Source organism: Pyxidicoccus caerfyrddinensis (genome assembly GCF_010894405.1).
Classification (GTDB): Bacteria; Myxococcota; Myxococcia; order Myxococcales; family Myxococcaceae; genus Myxococcus; species Myxococcus caerfyrddinensis.
Genome location: NZ_JAAIYA010000018.1, coordinates 30,229 through 47,756 on the forward strand (window position 1 = coordinate 30,229; position 17,528 = coordinate 47,756).

Sequence of the window (17,528 nt, forward strand, 5' to 3'; positions counted from 1 at the left end):
AAGGGGTGCCCTCGGGTCAAGCGAACATAAGGCGGACGTAGGACCCGGGGAGGAGGTGCTCCAGTGGGGAGCTGGAAGCGCTCCTGATTGATGCGCCGGGGTTGAACGCCGCGCCGCCGTGGATCAGTCCGGCCGCGCCGTCCTGGAGCAGGGTGCGCCGGAATGGCGCGGCCCCTTCGCCCAAAGGCCTGATTTCCCGGCAGGCCATGCCTTGGCCGACCGCCTGCACAGAGGGCGTGTCGCAAGGGAGGCAGGCATGAGCTCGAACACGAAGCAGGCGGCCAAGGCGAAGGAGTTCTCCGAGTCCGGTGAGGCAGGAGGCCGGACGCAGCTCGTCCGCGTGGACGGCGGCGGCGGTGGTGACGGGAGGAATCCCCGCCACATCGAGGGCTGGCGCGCGGGCAAGCCGGTGGAGGACCCGGAGAAGATGAAGCGCTGGGGGCTCGTCACCGCGCGGCCGAGCGAGTTCCTCGTGCACATGCGGCGCGGCCGGTTGCGCGAGGTCAGCGGCCAGGGCGCCAGCTGCTTCAAGCTGCCGGGTGACTCGGTGGCGATTGTCCCCACCAGCATCCAGCGCCTCCAGTTCACCGCGGACCAGGTGACGAACGAGAAGGTGGGCGTGGCGGTGACGGGCCTGGCGGTGTACCGAATCGCCGACCCGCTGGTGGCCTTCCGCATGCTGAACTTCTCCTTCCCGGAGCGGGCCCAGGAGAAGCTGGCGGAGCTCTTGCGCGAGATGTTCGTGGGCGCGGCGCGGCGCCTCGTGGCGAACATGTCCGTGGAGGAGTGCCTCTCCAGGCGCAAGGAGGGCATCGCCGCGGAGCTGATGCGCGAGATTGCGCCGGTGGTGGCGGGCAAGGGCAAGCTGGAGGACCAGTCCGACGCGGGCTGGGGCGTCATCCTCGACACGATTGAAATCCAGGACGTGCGCGTCCTGTCCGCCACCGTCTTCGAGAACATGCAGGCGCGCTTCCGCCGCGAGCAGGAGCGGCAGGCGCGCGAGGCGGAGCTGGCCAAGGAGCGCTTCGTCCACCGCGAGGAGACGGAGGCCGAGCGGCAGCTCAGCCTGCAGAGGCTGGCCGCGGAAGAACAGGTGCGCCAGAAGCGGCAGGTGGCGGACGAGCAGGCCCGGCTGGAGGCGCTGGCGGTGGAGGCGCGCGTCGCCGAGGCGAAGCTCGCCCAGGAGCGCACGCTGAAGCAGGAGCAGGCCACGGTGGAGCGCGAGGTGGCGCTGACCAAGCTGGCCGCGGAGCAGGAGGTCCGCCAGAAGAAGCAGCTCTCCGACGAGCAGGCCAAGCTGGAGGCGCTGGCCGCCGAGTCGCGCCTGTCCGAGGCGAAGATTGTCTCCGAGCGCGCGCTGTCCACCAGCCGCGCGCAGGTGGAGATGGAGAAGCTGCAGCGCGAGCAGGAGGCGGAAGTCGCCCGCCAGCGCATGGCGCTGGAGCAGCTCAAGCGCGAGCAGGACGCGGACGTGCACCGCGCGAAGCTGGAGCTGGAGCAGCTCAAGCTGGCGCAGGAGGCCGAGGCCGCGCAGGCGAAGGTGGAGCTGGTGCGCCTGCAGCGCGTGCAGGAGGCGGAGGCCGCGAAGTCGCAGATGGAGCTGGCCCGCCAGCAGCGCGAGGCGGAGCTGGAGCTGGCGCGGCAGGAGCGCGAGCAGCAGCTGGAACTGGCGCGGCTGCAGCGCGAGCAGGAGGCGGAGGCCACCAAGGCGCGCATGGAGCTGGCGCGGCAGCAGCGCGAGCAGGAAATCGAGCTGGCGGCCCAGCAGCACGAGCAGGAGCTGTCGCTGGAGAAGCAGAAGCGCGAGCAGGAGGTGGAGCTGGCGAAGCTGCGCCAGGAGCAGGAGGCGGAAGCGGAGAAGGGCCGCATGGTGTTGGAGCGCATGCGCCGCGAGCAGGAGCAGACGACGGCGCGCCACGAGGCGCTGCTCGCCGAGCACCAGCAGGAGGCGGAGCGGCTGCACGCGGAGCTCCAGGTGGTGCAGGCCCGCAGGGCCATTGTCGAGACGGAGGTGGCCATCGCCGAGCTGCGCGTGCGCAAGGACCGGGCGCACCAGGACCTGGAGCTGGGCAAGGCAAAGGCGCTGCGCGACATCGAGAACAGCGTGAGCGCGGAGGTCATCCAGATGACGCTGGCGCAGCAGCTGCCGCAGGTGGCTGCCGCCTTCCAGCAGAAGATGGGCGAGGTGCACGTCACCGCGGTGGATGGAGCGAACCCGTTTGGCTACATCGCCGCCGCGGTGGAGGGCGTCATGGGGCTGGCGCGCTCCGCGGGCCTCAAGGTGCCTGCCTCCTCGCCTGGTGCCACGGCGCAGTAGCCGGTTGCCCCGGCTCTGCGTATAGAGGGGGAGCCCCGGGGCAAACGGAGTCGAGCGCGCATGGATGCGAAGAAGCTGGGAGTCGTGGCGGTGCTGGCGGGTGTGGCGGTGGCTGTGGTGCCCTGGCTGCTGCCCACCGGCCCCAACGCCGGCCTGGACGCGGCCCGGTTCCTGGAGTCGGGGAGCCTGGCGTGGGGCGCCGCGGTGGTGTTCGCCGGTGGCCTGCTCACCGCGCTGACGCCCTGCGTCTACCCGCTCATCCCGATTACCGTCTCCGTCTTCGGCGCGCGCAAGGCGGAGGGGCGGGGACGCGCGCTGCTCCTCACCTCGGCCTACATCGTGGGCATGGGGGTGGTGTTCAGCGCGCTGGGAATCCTGGCGGCGAAGACGGGGCAGGCCTTCGGCGCGCTGCTGGGGCACCCGGCGGTGGTGACGGGGCTGGCGGTGTTCCTGCTGCTGCTGGCCACGTCCATGTTCGGCGCCTTCGAGCTGGCGCTGCCGGCCAGCTGGCAGGGAAAGCTGACGTCGGTGGGTGGCGCGGGCCTGGCGGGTGCATTCCTCATGGGCAGCGTGTCCGGCTTCCTCGCGGCGCCGTGCACCGGGCCGGTGCTGACGGGCCTCCTGGCCTTCGTGGCGAAGACGGCCAACACCACGCTGGGCGCGACGCTGCTGTTCATCTACGCGCTGGGCATCGGCGTGCCGTTCTTCCTCATCGGCGTCTTCACCGTGCGCCTGCCGCGCGGCGGCGTGTGGATGGAGTGGGTGAAGAGCGTGCTGGGCATCATGCTGGTGGCGCTGGCCTTCAGCTACCTCAAGGACGCGATGCCCTGGGCGCGTGACGCGGTGAAGGGGCTGGGCGCGCAACTGGGACAGCTGCCGGGCGCGGCCATCGCCGCGGTGCTGGTGGTGGCCGGCATGGCGGTGGGCGCGGTGCACCGCTCGTTCAAGGAGGGCGCGCGCGACTTCTCGCTGAAGGCGCTGGGCGTGGCGCTGGTGGTGGTGGCGCTGGTGCTGCGCGGCGGCGCGCTGGACGCAGGCCCGGTGGGCGCGCTCTGGGTTCGCATGGGACTGGCCGAGCAGCCGCAGGCGCCGTCCTGGAAGTGGAACCACGTCATGCCCGCGAAGCAGGCGACGTTCTCTCCGGACGAGTTCGAGAAGGTGCTCGCGCAGGCGAAGGCGGAAGGGCGCCCGGTGCTCATCGACTTCTTCGCGGACTGGTGCGCGGCCTGCAAGGAGCTGGACCGCGAGACGTACCCCGCCGAGGAGGTCATCTCCCAGTCGGCGGAGGGGCACTTCCTCACCGTCAAGATTGATGCGACCAACAGCGAGGACAACCTGGACGCACTGATGGAGCGCTTCGGCGTGGAGGGCCTGCCCACCGTGGCCTTCGTGTCACCGCAGGGCGAGGTGCTGAAGAAGCCGCGCGTCACCGGCTTCCTGGAGCCCAGCCCGTTCGCCGCGGAGATGAAGAAGGCGCGCTGCACCGCCGGAAGCGCCTGCTAGTCCCCGTCGTCCTCGTCACAGCCGGGGAGCGCGAGCCGGCCGCGGCTCATCATCACCCGGTCGATCATCACCTCGTGCAGGGCGTAGAGGGGGCGCGCGACGTCCTCGCCCTCCAGGTACGCCAGTGCGCCAGCGATGGCCTCCAGCGTGGACATGCCGTCCGGGTGCGGCGGCCGGCGCAGGCGGCGCGTGTCCGGCAGGGGTGGGGGCAGCTTCAGTCCCGGCAGCCGCCGCAGCGCCGGTACCCGCTGCACCATGCGGCGCGCCTGGCCCCAGCTTCCGTCCAGGACGATGAGCCGCTTGGGTGCGGGTGCGTCCGTCGCGGGCGCCTGCTGCGCATCCGGGAAGAGCAGCCACGTGTCCGGCGCCTCCAGCACCGAGGCATCGAAGGGCAGCCCCGGCGAGCCATACGAGATGATGCGGCAGCGGGGCAGGGCGAGCGCCGCCATGCGGGCCGTGTTCGTGGACTTCAGCGTCTCCTTGTGGTGGCGGATGACGAGCAGCTCCGTGCGCGTGGAGACGCTCGGAAGCTCCGCACAGAGACACAGGGACGTGGGCAGGAAACAGCGCGGGCAGCGGCCAGCGAGGTCCTCGGGAGTTCTCGACCTCATTTCCCCTGACGGTAGCGCTCCATCAGGGTGCGCGCCTCGCGCAGCTTCTCCTCGACGAAGCGGTCGTCCGCGTCCGGCTCGTAGTCCGCGTCCGGCAGGTCGAGGTGGAAGAGGGCGGACAGGCTCGTGGGGGCCACCTCCAGCCACTCCGCGGTGCGGTTGAGCGCGGCCTGCCGGCGGCCGGCGAACGTCTCCGGCCCGTCCTCGGGGCCGCAGCGGCAGATGCGGGCCGAGTCTCCCGACACGTCCACGTAGAGGCCCAGCACCTCCGCGTCCAATTCCGCGGCCAGCGCGCAGGTGGCCTCGCTGACGTAGGCGGCCATGGCCTGGGCGGCGGAGCGCTCGGTCAGCGAGCGGACGAGGAACACCTGCCACCCCGCCTCGGTGAGGGGGCCCGCCTCCTGAAGGGGAGCCAGCTCCGCGGGCGGCGCCTGGATGCGCGAGAGCAGCCGCCGCACGGGCGCCTCCAGCCGCTCGAGCCGGGCGCTCGACGCGGGGCAGAAGAAGACGACGCGGTACTCACGGCTGTCAGCTGCGGTTTCCATAGGCATACGGCGTCGCCAGGAACAGAGAAGGTGCCCGCGAGGCGCGGGGCCCCAAGAGGACCAAAGGATTCCCCGCGCACGCAAGGGGGGATTTGGAATGAGGGTTCAGGGTGTGGCGGACGGCACCGGGACGCCCGGCGTGGGTGCCCGGCGCTCGGCGGCCACCCAGGCCCCCGTCACCAGCACCAGCACGCCCCCCACCATGCCCGCTGGCGTCAGCGACTCCGCGAAGAAGACCTGGCCCACCACCGACGCAGTAAGGGGTTCCAGGTACGTGAGGGCGCCCGCCGCCGCCGTGGGCACGCGCCGCAGACCGGCGTTGAAGAGGATGTTTCCACCGAGGCCGCACACCGCACCGCCGACGAGCACTCGGAGTGCGGCTCCGTCCAGCGCCGGGGGCAGGGCCTCCGCGCCGAAGTACAGCAGCAGTGCCACCACGGAGATGGGCGCATGCAGCGAGGTGACGGCGAGCGGCGAGTACGCGCGCGCGGCCTCCTTGGAGCCCAGGACGATGATTGCGTAGAAGATGGCGCTCGCCGCGCCCAGCGCCGCCGTCAGTCCGGAGAAGGCGGTGCCGGGCTGGATGATGAGCAGGGCCAGGCCGAAGAGCGTCACGGGCACGCCGATCAGGGCCCGCGTCGAGGGGCGCTCGCGCAGCACCCACGGTGCGGACAGCGCCAGCAGCAGCGGGGCGAGGTAGTGCGTGAGCACGGCGACGGAGACGGGCCCGTTGCGCATCGCCGCGAAGAAGCAGGCCACGTTGGCCGCGTCCGCGAGCCCGATGATGACGAGCCCCACGGTGGCGCGCCTGTCACGCAGGGCCTCACGCCGCAGCAGGAAGGGGGCGGGGAGCGACATGGCCGCGAGCACCAGCAGCCCGTTCTGCGGCCCGGACAGCCCCGCGGGCCGGAGGAAGAGGGCCCAGCATCCCCAGAGGATGGCCCCGGCCGCGACCATGGCGAAGTACCGCACCGCGTGACTCCTGGTGACACCGGCGCACCCCAGGGCGACGGCGGGCGCGCAGCGTACACCAGGTGTCGTGGGACGCGCGGGGAGCGGGGAAGCCTGCTTCCCTGCCTGCGCCCGCGTCGATTACCGAGCGGCTCGGAAGCGCCATGGCGTGTTCCGCGCCCCGGTGTGGAAGGGCGGCCCGCGCCCGTGGCTCACGGTGCCAGCGCGTGCTGCTCATCGCGGCGCAGCAGGAAGAGCGCATTCGGGATGGCCGCTCCTTCCGCCGTGTTGTCGAAGATGCACCACACGCGTCGCCCGGCCCGCTCGTGCCCAGCGATGGCCACGGCCAGTTCCTCCAGATACGGCTCGGAGTACTCGGAGTAGTAGATCTTCGGCGAGCCGTGCAGCCGGTAGTAGACGACCTGCGCATCGGGTGGCGGGGCGGTGCGCACCGGGGGTGGGTCGGCCTTCACGTAGGCGACGCGGCAGTCCGCCAGCACCTGCCGGGCCTCGTCCGTGAACCAGGTCCGGTGACGGGGCTCGCACACGACGTCGACCGGGGTCCGCTCGCGCAGGGACTGGAAGAAGGCGCGGGCTGTCTCGGGCTCGTACTGGAGGCTCGGGGGCAGCTGCACCAGCAGGCAGCCCAGCTTCGCCTCCAGGTGGTTCACCTCGCACAGGAAGCGCTCCAGCGGCTCCCGCGCGTCGCGAAGCCGCAGCTCATGGGTGATGGCCTTGGGAACCTTCACCGAGAAGCGGAACGTCTCCGGAACGCTGTCCCGCCACCGCGCGTAGGTGACGGGTTTGTGCGGCCGGTAGAACGAGGAGTTGATCTCCACCGCGGGAAACACCCGCGCATAGCGTTCCAGGTGCGCGCCCGTGGTGGGGAAGTGCTCGCCCACCACGCTCGACAGGCTCCATCCGGCGCAGCCGACCCGGCAGCGCGCGGGAGGGGGCTTGGCTGTTGGATGTCGGTCCATACCCGTCTCGGTGCCGTGCCGCGCGAGGGGCGCGGAGGCCCCTTGCTCGCTCCCAGAAGCCAGGCACCGTCCTACCCCGTGGCACGCCGCTCCCGGAGTCGGCGAAGGCAATCAATTCCGAAGGGCCCTACGGCGCGTCAGTCGCCGCAGCTCGATGAAGCGTTGGGGCAGGGGACGCTCGGGCGAGTCGTCTTCCGGTCGGTACTCGGGGAGGGTGGAGTCCCCGCGTGACGTGGCGATGTAGACCCGCTTCGAGACCTGCTGGCCGTGGACGAAGAACTTCAGGTTTCCACGGGCAAGCTTCACGCCCTGCCAATACCGCGAGGGGCCATGCCACTGGCCTTCATGCCAGTGGGTCTCGCTGTGGACGGACTTCTGGTCATCGTTCCACCAGCGTTCCCATCCCGAGGGACTTCCCGCCAGGAGCGGATGCTCTTCGCGAAGCTTGCCCCGGTCATCGCACCAGTAGTCGATGCCCGTGCCCCGCTTGAAGGGACTCATGAGCAGCAACCGCCCCTGGGGACTGAACTGCTTCGCCTGGCCGTGTAACAACCCCTTCACGAAGGGTTCGGCGTAGACGGTGCCGTTGTCGTGGTACTCGACCTGAAAGCCCGCTGGGACACCGTCGCGCAGGCCCACCGCGAGGCACGGCGTGCCGTCCGGGTTCCAGTACGCGCGGCCGACGAGGCGCCCTTCGAGCCAGAACTCCGATGCGGCCTTCACCCCGGTTTCGTCGAGCCGGGTCACCTTCTCCTGGGCCCGCGCCGGTATCCGCGGACGAGGTTGTCCGGGGCGTCCAGGCCAGCGGCGTTGTTTCCCCGCGCCCTGTTTCCTGCTCATGCCGTGTTCTCCCGGGGCCTCGCGCCTGGCGCTCAGGGCCCCACGCGTCCGCTTCCATGACGGAGCGGACGCGCGGAACCGGACGGCGACTACTTCTCCTGCGAGACCTTGTTGCCCACGCCGGTGCGGGAGATCTTCGGCTTCGACTTGCCGTGACCGCGCTTCCACGTGACGTTGTTGCTCGTGCCCGTCACGTCGATGACGCTGGTGGCCTCCACCTTCACGTTGTTGCTCGTGCCGCTCACGGTGACGCTCTTGCACTCGCCCGTCAGCGTGACGTTGTTGGACGTGCCGGTGATGTCCACCTTGCTGCCCGGCGTGCACTCATACGTCGCCTTCTCGCCCATGCCGGTGACCTCGATGAGGTTCTCGTCCTCCGCGGAGGCCGTCATCGGTCCGAAGGCACACGCCACCATCATGAACACTGCCGTGCCCAGCTTCCTGTTCATTCGTTGATTCCTTTGATGAGAGATGCGGGCTCGTCCTGGCTCCGCACCGCTCCCATCTACGTGACGGACGGCGCGATATTCAATCTTTGCGCGAGGGCCTGCGCCTTCAGCCCCTCCATGTCGGGGACGAAGGAGCGCTCGGGTACGAGGCGCGCCCGCCGGATGCGGTCCATCCGGAACATTCGCGCGGCGGACTTCTCCACGTCCCGCGCGAGCACGTACCAGGCCGGTGCCTCCACCAGCAGTCCATGCGGCTCCACCAGGCGGCGGCTCGCGTGCCCATGCCGGTCTCTGTACTCGAAGGACAGGCACACCTTCTGCGCGAAGGCGCGCTCGAAGACGGCGAGCAGCTCCTCGGGCGGAGTGCCGAGCTCCGCGAGGACGCGGGGCGTGGCGGGTCGCCCCACCACCACGCGGCGACAGAGCTCGCGCATGCTCCGGGCGCGCTCGCGCGGGACGCTGGCGAAGAGCTTCTCCAGCCCCGAGCGCGCGGCGCGTCCCCACGGCAGCGACGTGGCCGTGGCCGACAGGTTCGCGGCCAGCCACAGCGCCACCACCTCCTCCAGGGACAGGTGGACCGCCGTCAGCCCGCGGTCTCGCTCCAGGCGCACGCCTCCGCCCGGTCCCGAGTCGCTGCTGATGGGCACTCCCTGCTCTCGCAGCGTCGCGAGGTCCCGGTGCACCGTGCGCACGCTCACCTCCAGCGCCGCGGCGATATCCGCGACGGTGGTCGCCTCGTGGGCCCGAAGGAAGTCGTGCAGCCGCATCACCCGGTCGACTCGTGCCATTGCCGCCAGTCTCCGACAGGCATGGCGCTTCGCTCCAGGTTTCGCTCGCGGCTAGCGGCGCTTCGACTCCAGGACGGCGCGGAGATGCTCCTCCTGCTGCACGAGCTCGGGCGTCATGGCGGCACCGAAGTCCGCCGCCTCGAACACCTGGCGGATTTCAATCTCCGACTCGCCGCCCATCGGGTTGGGGCAGCGCTTCACCCACTCGATGGCCTCCTGCTTCGATTTCACCTCCCACAGCCAGAAGCCGGCGATGAGCTCCTTCGTCTCGGAGAAGGGCCCGTCGATGACGGTCCGCTGCGTCCCGGAGAACCGGACGCGCGCGCCCTTCGAGCTGGGATGCAGCCCCTCGCCCGCCAGCATCACCCCCGCCTTCACCAGCTCCTCGTTGAACTTGCCCATCTCGGTCATGAGCTTCTCGTCCGGCATCACCCCCGCCTCGCTGTTCTTGTCTGCCTTGATCAGGATCATGAAGCGCATCGTCGTCTCTCCTTCGGTTCGGAAGGCCGGTGGAGTCCGGCCTCATCATCACGTCGAACGAGTCCCTGGAAGATCGACACGCCGATGGCTGATTTCCGGAGTTCCTCCAAGCGACTGTAATCGCAGGGGTTTCCCGAGTCGCCAGCGCATTGCTGCCAGTTCCTGACAGGGATGGGCCGTACTCCCAAAGCCATGGTGCGCGAGGCCGCGCATCTTCAAGAGCGAAGGGAGAACGCCATGGTGAAGGGACCTGCTGGAGCGCTGTACGTGGACGATGGGGGCCAGGGTGGGCTGCCCGTGGTGTTCGTCCACTCGAGCTGTGGGAGCACCACGCATTGGGAGGCCCAGCTCGCCCACCTGCGCAGGCACCGGCGGGCCGTGGCGTTGGACCTGAGGGGACACGGGCGTTCAGTGGCGCCGAAGCAGGGGGACATCTCCATCGAGGACCTGGCCAGCGACATCGCAGCGGTGGTGGACGGGCTCGGGCTCCAGCGCTTCGTGCTGGTAGGGCACAGCATGGGCGGGGCCATCTGCACGGCCCACGCGGGGCTGCACCCCGAGCGCGTCGCGGGCCTGTTCCTCCTGGACCCGGCGTCGGATGGCCGCACGATTCCCGCCGAGCAGGCCGCCGGGGTGATGCAGGCGCTGGCGACGGACGCGTGGCGCGAGGTCATCGCGGAGTTCTGGGCCCCGATGCTCGCGGCCTCTCGGCCGGAGGTGCGCGAGCGCGTGCTCTCGCAGATGCGGGCCACGTCGCAAGCGGGCGCGCGCGCGGGGCTGGGAGCGCTGCTGACGTTCGACCCCGTGGCGGCGCTCCGGCGCTACCCGGGGCCCCGCCTGACGGTCATCACCGCGTTCAACGAGGAGCCGGGCTCGTATCAGCGCCTCGTCCCCGAACTGCCGTTCCGGAAGGTGGAGGGCACCGGCCACTGGGTGCAGCTCGACGCGCCGGACACGGTGAACGACTTGCTGGACGGCTTCCTGGCCACCGTCCGCTGAGCACCGGAGCGCCGGCTCTGTCACAGTGCGGGCATGGGGCCCTTGTTCGCCTACAGCCTCGTGCCCGTCCTCTCCGTGGCGCTGCTGCTGTGCTTCACCGCCGCGCTCAGGGGCCGCAATGCCCGGGGCCTGGCGCTCTACTGTCTGGCCACGGCGATGTGGAGCGGAGCGCTGCTGCTGCTCTGCATTCCCAGCACGGCCTGGGTGGGCCAGCGCTTCGTCACCGTCGGCGCCTTCATCTCCGCCACGTACCTCCACGCCGCCTATGACGTCACCCGCCAGCGCTCGTACCGGCTGGTGGGACTGGCCTACGCGGTGGCGGTGGTGGTGACGGGCATCGGCGTCTTCATCCCCAACATCCTCTATGGCCCGGTGGCGCTGCGGCGCGGCCCCCTCTTCTGGCCGTCCATGGTGCTGGCCGTGGCCGCGGCGGTGGTGCCCCTGGTGCACCTGGCGCGCTCGTACCGGCGTGAAGCTCCAGAGCGCCGGCCCGTGCTGCGCAGCCTGGGCATCGCCGGCGCGCTGGCGTACTCGGGCAGCATCGGCAATGCGCTGCTGCTGTCGAGCGGCTACGCGGTGCCCCTGGGCATGTACCTGGTGCTGGCCGCGCTGCTGGTGCTCGTCCACGTCATCAACGCGCACCAGGCGCCGGGAGACCGGCGGCTCCTGGAGCGCAGCCTCGTCTACTCGGCCATGGCGGCGGTGCTGTCCGCGGGCTTCCTCTTCGGTGTGCTGACGCTGATGGCGGGCAGCGGCCAGCCCTTCCTCGCCGAGTACCGAGCGGGCGCCTTCTTCCTGCTCGCCCTGGCGGCGCTCGCCTTCGAGCCCGTGCGCCAGGGGCTCCAGGAGTGGCTGGGACGCCGGCTCTTGAAGGGCCGCGCCACGGGCAGTGAGCTGGCCGCGGCGCTCGCCGCGCAGGAGGCCCGCGCGGACCAGGCGGCGCGGCTGGCAGAATTGGGCCAGTTCACCTCCGCCGTGGCCCACGAGGTGCGCAACCCGCTGGGCGTGCTCTCCGCGCACCTCAAGTTGCTGGAGCGCCGGGGGGGAGATCCAGAGTCCGTGGCCGCCATGCGCGAGCAGATTGAGCGCGCCAGCCACTTCGTCGACGAATTGCTCCGCTATGGCCGACCGCGTCCGCTGGACTTGCGCCGGGTGGACGTGCCCGCCACGCTCGCGCTGGCCGGGTCCACCGCACGTCAGGGATTGGGCGCCCTCGCTCCGGAGGTGGAGATTGAGTTGTCCGGAGGTGAGTCATTGGAACTCGAGGCGGACCAGGCGCAGCTCTCGCAGGTGTTTGTGATTCTCCTGGAGAATGCACTGCTCGCGCTACGCGACGTGTCGGCGCCACGCCTGCGCGTGCGCTGCGAGCGCGGTGAGCGCGGGCTCCGCGTCGTCGTGGAGGACAGCGGGCCCGGCATTCCCTCGGAGCTGTTGCCCCGACTCTTCCAGCCCTTCGTGACGGGACGCAAGCGCGAGGGGCCCCGGCCGGGTACGGGCCTGGGCCTGGCGATTGCTCGCGGCATCGTCGAACGTCATGGAGGCAACATTCGGGCGGGGCGCTCGGAAGTGCTCGGCGGCGCGAGCTTCGAGGTGGAATTGCCTTACACCCAGCCGGTTTCCATCGCCGCCGCCACCTCGTAGCGCACCGCGAAGCTGCAAGGAATTGGCACCCTTGTGAGCCCGGTCACAGCGCCGTCACGCGTTTCTGTCTACGACACGGGTACGGGGGGTTGGATGAATTCTGGATAAGGAAACCAGCCCTCTGCGTCTGTTGGATGGAAACGGAGGGGGTCGTGAGAGCGAATACGAGACTGTGGGTGGTGAAGTCACCATCCGGGGGGGAGTTCGAGGCTTTCGCGTGGCGCGTGCAACCCACCTTGTTCGCCATCCTGGGTCGGTATTGCGGAGGGATTGAGCACGAGCTCGAGGACCTGGTTCATGACGTGCTGCTCCGGGCGCTGCTGCGCTGGGAGCAGCTGCGGCACCTGGACGAGGACGCGCAGCGGGCATGGACGGGGCGCGTGGCTCACAACTGCTTCCTGGACCGGTGCCGCCGGAAAGGGAGCGAGTCCAGCCGGATGGAGGCCCTGCTGCGCCTGCACGAGCAGTCAGAGCAGTTCGACGACACCTGGGAGCCGGAGCTGTGGGAGTTCATCGGTCCGGAGGACCTGCTCCAGGCCGTCGAGCGGCTCAGCAGCCCGAAGCTGCGGCGCACCTTCGAGCTGTTCCTCCAGGGGAACTCCTACGCGGAGATTGGGAAGGACACGGGAGAGAAGCCCGGCACGGTGGGCGCGCGGCTGACGCGGGCGCGCCGGGAGCTGCGCGAGCTGCTGCGTGAGACCGCGGAGCGGCGGCGGGGGGAGCGGCGGCGATGATGATGAGCGCCGACGGATGCGAAGCGCTGCCCCGCTTCCTGGATGGTGAGATGCCACCCGAGGAGCAGGTGCGCTTCCGCGAGCACCTGGCCGGCTGCGAGGCGTGCTCCCAGGAGTTCCAGGACTCGCTGCAGCTGGAGCTCCTGGGGCAATTCACCCTGGAAGAGGGCCCCGTGCGCTCCGCGCCGAAAGTCCCCGAGGTGCGTGCCGGAGGCTGGCGGTGGTGGAGCCGCCGGCGGGTGTGGCTGCCCGCCAGCGGCGTGCTGGCGGCGCTCGGGGCGTTGCTGCTACTGACGCTCCCGCGCCAGGACGTCGCGGAGGACGTGGCGTGGCTCATCCCCGCGAATGGCCGGCACCTGGAGGCGCGGCTGACGTACGCGGCGGTGGACGGGCACCACCAGCACTACGTGCCGGACCGGAGCGGGCCCGAGGCGGACGGCCCGGTGACGGCGCTGCCGCTGCACGAGCTGTCCCGCCTGGAGGCCCGGAAGGACTTCCATGGCATCGCCACGGCGTACCTGCTGCACGGCGCGCCGCTGCAGGCCCGGGCCTTCCTGGAGCGGATGCCGCGCTCCGCGGACCGCACGTGCGACCTGGCGGTGATTGCCCTGGAGCGGGCGAGGGCCACGCGGGCCTCGGAGGTGGAGGGTGCCTGGGCGCGGCAGGCCCAACTGGAGGAGGCGCTGCAGTTGCTGGAAGGGGTGCTGCGCGACGCGCCGTCGCACCCGCAGGCGCTGTGGAACCAGGCGCTGGTGCTGCGAGAGCTGGGACTGTCGCTGCTGGCGGCGGAGTCGTTCGAGGCGGTGGCGAAGCTGGATGAGCCCGGCTGGAGCGAGGAGGCGTGGGGACTGGCGCGTGGGCTGCGCGACGACATCGCGGCGCGAGGGCGCGAGTGGACGGACGCCTCGGAGGCGACGAGGGAGCTGCTGGCAGACCCGGACGCGCGGCTGCCGATGGACGAGGCCCGCACACATCCCGGCCTCGTCCGGCGGGCCTTCTACGACGCCGTGCGCGCGGCCCCCTCGCGCGATGCCGTGCGGCGGCTGGCGCCGCTGGCGGAGGCGCTCGACGCGGGCCAGGGCGGCGACGTCCACGTCCTCGCCGGCTACGTGCGGCGCGTGGCGGAGCGCGACTTCACCCGCCGGGGACCGGCGGCACGGCGCTATGCGCGGCTGGCCCGGGGAGAGCTTCCGGCGAGCGCGGAAGTGGTCGAGGCGCTGCGGGGCTCGGGCGAGGAGGACCTCCTGCTGGGCGCGCTCGTGCAGGCGAGCACGGCGGGGGTGGCGGTGGACGTGGAGCTGCTGGCGCGGCTCGCCAGGGCGCAGGGCGACCCGTGGCTGGTGCTCCAGGCCGAGCAGGCGTGGGCCCGGCACGAGGCGCGGGAGGGGGCGTGGTGGAAGGCCGAGCAGCGGCTGAAGGCGGCGCTGGAGTCCTGCCAGGGCGCGGCGCTCGTGGACCGCTGCGTCGACCTGGAGCGGGAGCTGACGCGCCTGTACCTGGACCTGCAACGCCCGGCGGAGGCCCTCCCGTACGCGTGGAGCGGCTGGGAACGGGCGAAGGTGGCCCGGGGCTGGCGCGTCGAGCAGGAGTTCCTCCTGGAGCTGGCGGACGTCCTGCGCTTCCAGCACGCCTTCGCGAGCGCACGCGCGTACCTGGAGGAGGCCCTGGCGCGGATGCCGGAGGACTGTGAGCAGCGCTCGCGCGTCCACCGCACCCTGGCCGCCGTGGAGTGGGAGCGCTTCCGCCCGGACGAGGCCCGCCGCGCGCTGGACAGGGTCCTGGCCTGCGAGCGGCCCCTGGAGCTGACGGGCGCGCTCGTGCTGTCGGACCTGGCGCGGCTCCGCCCCGAGCCCGGGGACGCGGACCACCTGCGCCGCGCCCTCTCCGCGCTGCGCCGCGACGCCGTCCCGCCCGCCCACGAGGCGCTGCTGCTCTCCATCGAGGGACAGTTCGAGCTGGCGCGCTCCCGCGGCACCGGACAGCTGTTGCTGTGGCGCGCCGTGGAGCTGGCGGAGCAGTGGCCGGACGCCGTGGACGCGCGCCTGGCCCGGGCCCGCGTGTACGGCGCCCTCATCTCCGAGGCGGCGAGGACCGGCGCCTGGAGCGAAGTCCTGGAGCTGCAGGGCCGCCAGCTCCGGATGGCGACGGTGCCGGAGCGCTGCGTGCTGTCGGTGTCCGTCCACCACGAGCGCACGGTGGTGGTGGCCCGGGGCCCCTCCGGCAGGCTGCAGGGGGCCTCCGACGCGTCGCGCACCGGGGCCCCGCGCGAGTCCGAGGCGCTGGTGCCGGAGCCGCTGGTGGAGGCGCTGCGCGGCTGCGAGCACGTGGACGTGCTGGCCCTGCCGCCCGTGCACGGCTTCACCGGGCTGCTGCCCCTGGACCTGGCCTGGAGCTACCGCGTGGGCCGGAGCACCCCCGCGCGGCCTCCCCTGGCGCGTGAGGCCGCGCGGCACCTCGTGGTGACGGACGTGGCGGGCCCGCCGTCGCTGAAGCTGCCGCGGCTCGCCCGGCTCCAGCCGCCCCGGGTGCCGGACCCCCTGCGCATGGAGCTGCGGGGAAGCCATGCCACGCCGTCGCGCGTGCTGGCGGACATGGAGGACGCCAGCGAGGTGGAGCTGCACGTGCATGGGATGTTCAGCTCCGCGGTGTCGGACGCGTCGCTGGTGGTGCTGGCCCCGGACGTGGACGGCCGCTATGCGCTCACCGCGGACCGGGTGCGCCGGGCCCGGCTGACCCGCGCGCCGGTGGTGCTGCTGGCCACCTGCGGCGCGGCGCGTTCTGCGCCCTACCTGGACGAGCCCTCCAGCCTGCCGGTGGCCTTCATCGACGCGGGCGCGAGCGTGGTGCTGGCCGCCACGACGGACATCCCCGACACGGCGGGCGCGTTCTTCGAGGAGGTGCGGGAGCTCATCCGCGGCAACGCCCGGCCCTCGGCGGCGCTGCGGGACGCCCGCGCGCGGTGGCTGAAGGAACACCCCGGCGACGCGTGGTGGCTCACCCACGTCCTCCTCTTCGAGTGAGCCTGCCCGGCCCCGCTGGAAGTCGGGGAGCGCTGTCGCTCAGGTTGCGCAACCCCGCGTGGCTGCGTCGGTTTCCGGACGGCCATCCAAGGATTCACTCCGAGCGCGTTCCGAGAAGGCGTGCAAGGAGTGTGGAGGTCGATGAGGGTTCAACGCAATGCCACGGGCAGCCCTCACCCCGTGGCCTACAGTGCTGGCGTGCGACAGGGTGGCTTCGAGGCGTTCGCGCGGATGAGCAGCCAGGCAGGCATCGACCCGGGGAGACGAGGGCATGCGCCGCTCGCACCGGGGCTGTCGCCGACCGGCGGAGGGGAGGCCTCATGAGCTCCCAGTGCGAAAAGCTGTACCTCTTCCTCGACGGTGAGCTGGGCTCGGTGCACGAGGAGCACTTCCGTCACCACCTGGCCCGCTGCGAGGCGTGCGCGACCGGGCTGCACGAGGCGATGCAGCTGGAGATGCTCAGCCTGTACGCGCTGGGGGAGGGGGCTCCCCCGGCGAGGCTCGAGGCCGTGCCGCCGGTGAAGCCGGAGCGGGCGCCGCGCCCGCCCTTCCTCCGCGTGCTGCCGGGAGGACGTCACATCGCGGGCGCGGCGCTGGTGCTGGCCCTGGGACTGGCGGCGCTCATGGCCTTCTCGCCGTCCCCGAGCGCGGTGTCTCGGGAGGTGTGGCTCGCCCAGGCGCCCACGCGGCTCTTGGAGGCCCGCGTGGCGTATGCCCGAGCGGACGGGCACCGCCCCTACGCGCCCCTGCGCAGCGCCGGCGAGATGTCCTCCGACATGCCCCGGCCGCCTCCGCTGCGCGAGCTGGCGGACCTGGAGGACGAAGGGGATTTGCACGGCATCGCCGCCGCGTACCTCGTCCGCAAGGACTGGCGGCAGGCGTCGGACTTCCTCCTGCGCTCGCCGCCGTCGCCGGACCGCGACAGCGACAGGGCCATCATCGTGCTGGAGCAGGGCCACCTCGAGGAGGCGCTCACCCTGCTGGACGGCGTGCTGCGCCGGGTCCCCGCGCACCCGCAGGCGCTGTGGAACCGGGCGCTGGTGCTGCGAGAGCAGGGCCTGACGCTGCTGGCCGCCGAGGCCTTCGAGGCGGTGGCGAAGCTGGGCGAGCCCGGCTGGAGCGAGGAGGCGCTGATCCGCGCCCGGGCGCTCCGCCATGAAACACAGGCACGCGGGCGGCCCTGGAAGGCCGGCCTCGCGGTGGTGGACTGAGCCACGGTTCCGGGACTCGCTGGAATTTGAAACAAATTTCTTATTTTCGGAGCACCGCCCCGCAGGGAGGTGCTCCGAAACTTTTTTGAGCAGGACTCACAAGAAAAAGGGCTGTGTACGTATTTGAAAGTGAAGGCCGCCGCGGGGCGGAAGCGCCGCGAAGCCGACATCGCAAGGGGGGAGTGATGTTTCGTTGTGACGCGCGCGGCCATGGGGAGGCCAGCGGAATGTGGGCGCCCGAGGAGGGACGGGGGGCGGCCGGGGGGCCGTGGGGGGCGAGGTCGGAGGCAGGCGTGGAGGTGGTGGCGCCAGCAGACCGGGGGGACGCGCGGTTTTCAGTGGGGGCCAGCGGGAACGACGAGGACCTGGGGTCGCTGGAGGTCGAAATGTTCTACGAGGATGACATGGAGTTCCAGATCGCCAGCTTCTGAAGCTCGGCGCGAGGGGGTCCGCTCCCGG

General features: G+C 71.5%; 16 protein-coding genes. 8 read left to right on the forward strand and 8 right to left on the reverse strand.

The features are described 5' to 3' along the window. Positions 1–256 precede the first annotated feature (256 nt). Both G4D86_RS34685 and G4D86_RS34690 read left to right on the forward strand, forming a co-directional pair. Positions 257–2,317, forward strand: a complete 2,061-nt coding sequence (locus tag G4D86_RS34685) for an SPFH domain-containing protein (protein ID WP_240360626.1) — start codon at positions 257–259, stop codon at positions 2,315–2,317. Positions 2,318–2,377: 60 nt separating this feature from the next. Next, the gene (locus G4D86_RS34690) at positions 2,378–3,820 is read left to right on the forward strand and encodes a protein-disulfide reductase DsbD family protein (RefSeq protein WP_163998406.1); all 1,443 of its coding nucleotides are present in this window, start codon (positions 2,378–2,380) and stop codon (positions 3,818–3,820) included. On the opposite strand, the gene G4D86_RS34695 is transcribed toward G4D86_RS34690, so the two are convergent. The 8 genes from G4D86_RS34695 to G4D86_RS34730 form a co-directional block, all read right to left on the reverse strand. Continuing rightward, positions 3,817–4,431, reverse strand: coding sequence for a tRNA-uridine aminocarboxypropyltransferase (locus G4D86_RS34695; protein ID WP_163998407.1), 615 nt, complete (start codon positions 4,429–4,431; stop codon positions 3,817–3,819). The two genes, G4D86_RS34690 and G4D86_RS34695, sit on opposite strands and share 4 nt — an antisense overlap. Then, positions 4,428–4,976 (reverse strand): hypothetical protein, encoded by a 549-nt coding sequence (locus G4D86_RS34700; RefSeq protein WP_163998408.1) that lies wholly within the window; start codon positions 4,974–4,976, stop codon positions 4,428–4,430. The genes G4D86_RS34695 and G4D86_RS34700 overlap by 4 nt, the downstream gene beginning before the upstream one ends. Positions 4,977–5,081: 105 nt before the next feature. Continuing rightward, the gene (locus G4D86_RS34705) at positions 5,082–5,948 is read right to left on the reverse strand and encodes a DMT family transporter (RefSeq protein ID WP_205519975.1); all 867 of its coding nucleotides are present in this window, start codon (positions 5,946–5,948) and stop codon (positions 5,082–5,084) included. A gap of 191 nt (positions 5,949–6,139) precedes the next feature. Next, complete coding sequence (locus G4D86_RS34710) at positions 6,140–6,907, reverse strand: DUF72 domain-containing protein (protein ID WP_163998409.1); 768 nt, start codon at positions 6,905–6,907, stop codon at positions 6,140–6,142. 111 nt (positions 6,908–7,018) lie between these two features. Continuing rightward, complete coding sequence (locus G4D86_RS34715; protein WP_163998410.1) at positions 7,019–7,654, reverse strand: toxin-antitoxin system YwqK family antitoxin; 636 nt, start codon at positions 7,652–7,654, stop codon at positions 7,019–7,021. Positions 7,655–7,836: 182 nt separating this feature from the next. Beyond that, positions 7,837–8,196 (reverse strand): DUF3060 domain-containing protein, encoded by a 360-nt coding sequence (locus G4D86_RS34720; RefSeq protein ID WP_163998411.1) that lies wholly within the window; start codon positions 8,194–8,196, stop codon positions 7,837–7,839. 56 nt (positions 8,197–8,252) lie between these two features. Next, a complete protein-coding gene (locus G4D86_RS34725; protein ID WP_163998412.1) occupies positions 8,253–8,984 on the reverse strand; it encodes a helix-turn-helix transcriptional regulator in 732 nt (243 codons plus the stop codon). A gap of 51 nt (positions 8,985–9,035) precedes the next feature. Beyond that, positions 9,036–9,464 carry a YciI family protein gene (locus G4D86_RS34730; protein WP_163998413.1) on the reverse strand — a complete coding sequence of 143 codons (429 nt, stop codon included), beginning with the start codon at positions 9,462–9,464 and terminating at the stop codon, positions 9,036–9,038. A 237-nt stretch (positions 9,465–9,701) separates the two neighbouring features. Between G4D86_RS34730 and G4D86_RS34735 the strand changes: the two genes are divergently transcribed. The 6 genes from G4D86_RS34735 (at position 9,702) to G4D86_RS53950 (ending at position 17,500) form a co-directional block, all read left to right on the forward strand. Then, positions 9,702–10,463 (forward strand): alpha/beta fold hydrolase, encoded by a 762-nt coding sequence (locus G4D86_RS34735; RefSeq protein WP_240360627.1) that lies wholly within the window; start codon positions 9,702–9,704, stop codon positions 10,461–10,463. Between the two features lie 33 nt (positions 10,464–10,496). Further along, the gene (locus G4D86_RS34740; protein WP_163998414.1) at positions 10,497–12,104 is read left to right on the forward strand and encodes a sensor histidine kinase; all 1,608 of its coding nucleotides are present in this window, start codon (positions 10,497–10,499) and stop codon (positions 12,102–12,104) included. Between the two features lie 134 nt (positions 12,105–12,238). Then, on the forward strand, positions 12,239–12,838 hold the full coding sequence (locus G4D86_RS34745) for an RNA polymerase sigma factor (RefSeq protein WP_163998415.1): 600 nt from the start codon (positions 12,239–12,241) through the stop codon (positions 12,836–12,838). Beyond that, positions 12,835–15,858 carry a zf-HC2 domain-containing protein gene (locus tag G4D86_RS34750; RefSeq protein WP_240360629.1) on the forward strand — a complete coding sequence of 1,008 codons (3,024 nt, stop codon included), beginning with the start codon at positions 12,835–12,837 and terminating at the stop codon, positions 15,856–15,858. Before G4D86_RS34745 ends, G4D86_RS34750 begins: the two co-directional genes overlap by 4 nt. A 320-nt stretch (positions 15,859–16,178) precedes the next feature. After that, positions 16,179–17,069 (forward strand): zf-HC2 domain-containing protein, encoded by an 891-nt coding sequence (locus G4D86_RS34755; protein WP_163998416.1) that lies wholly within the window; start codon positions 16,179–16,181, stop codon positions 17,067–17,069. A gap of 302 nt (positions 17,070–17,371) precedes the next feature. Next, positions 17,372–17,500 carry a hypothetical protein gene (locus G4D86_RS53950; protein WP_275899177.1) on the forward strand — a complete coding sequence of 43 codons (129 nt, stop codon included), beginning with the start codon at positions 17,372–17,374 and terminating at the stop codon, positions 17,498–17,500. Positions 17,501–17,528 lie beyond the last annotated feature (28 nt).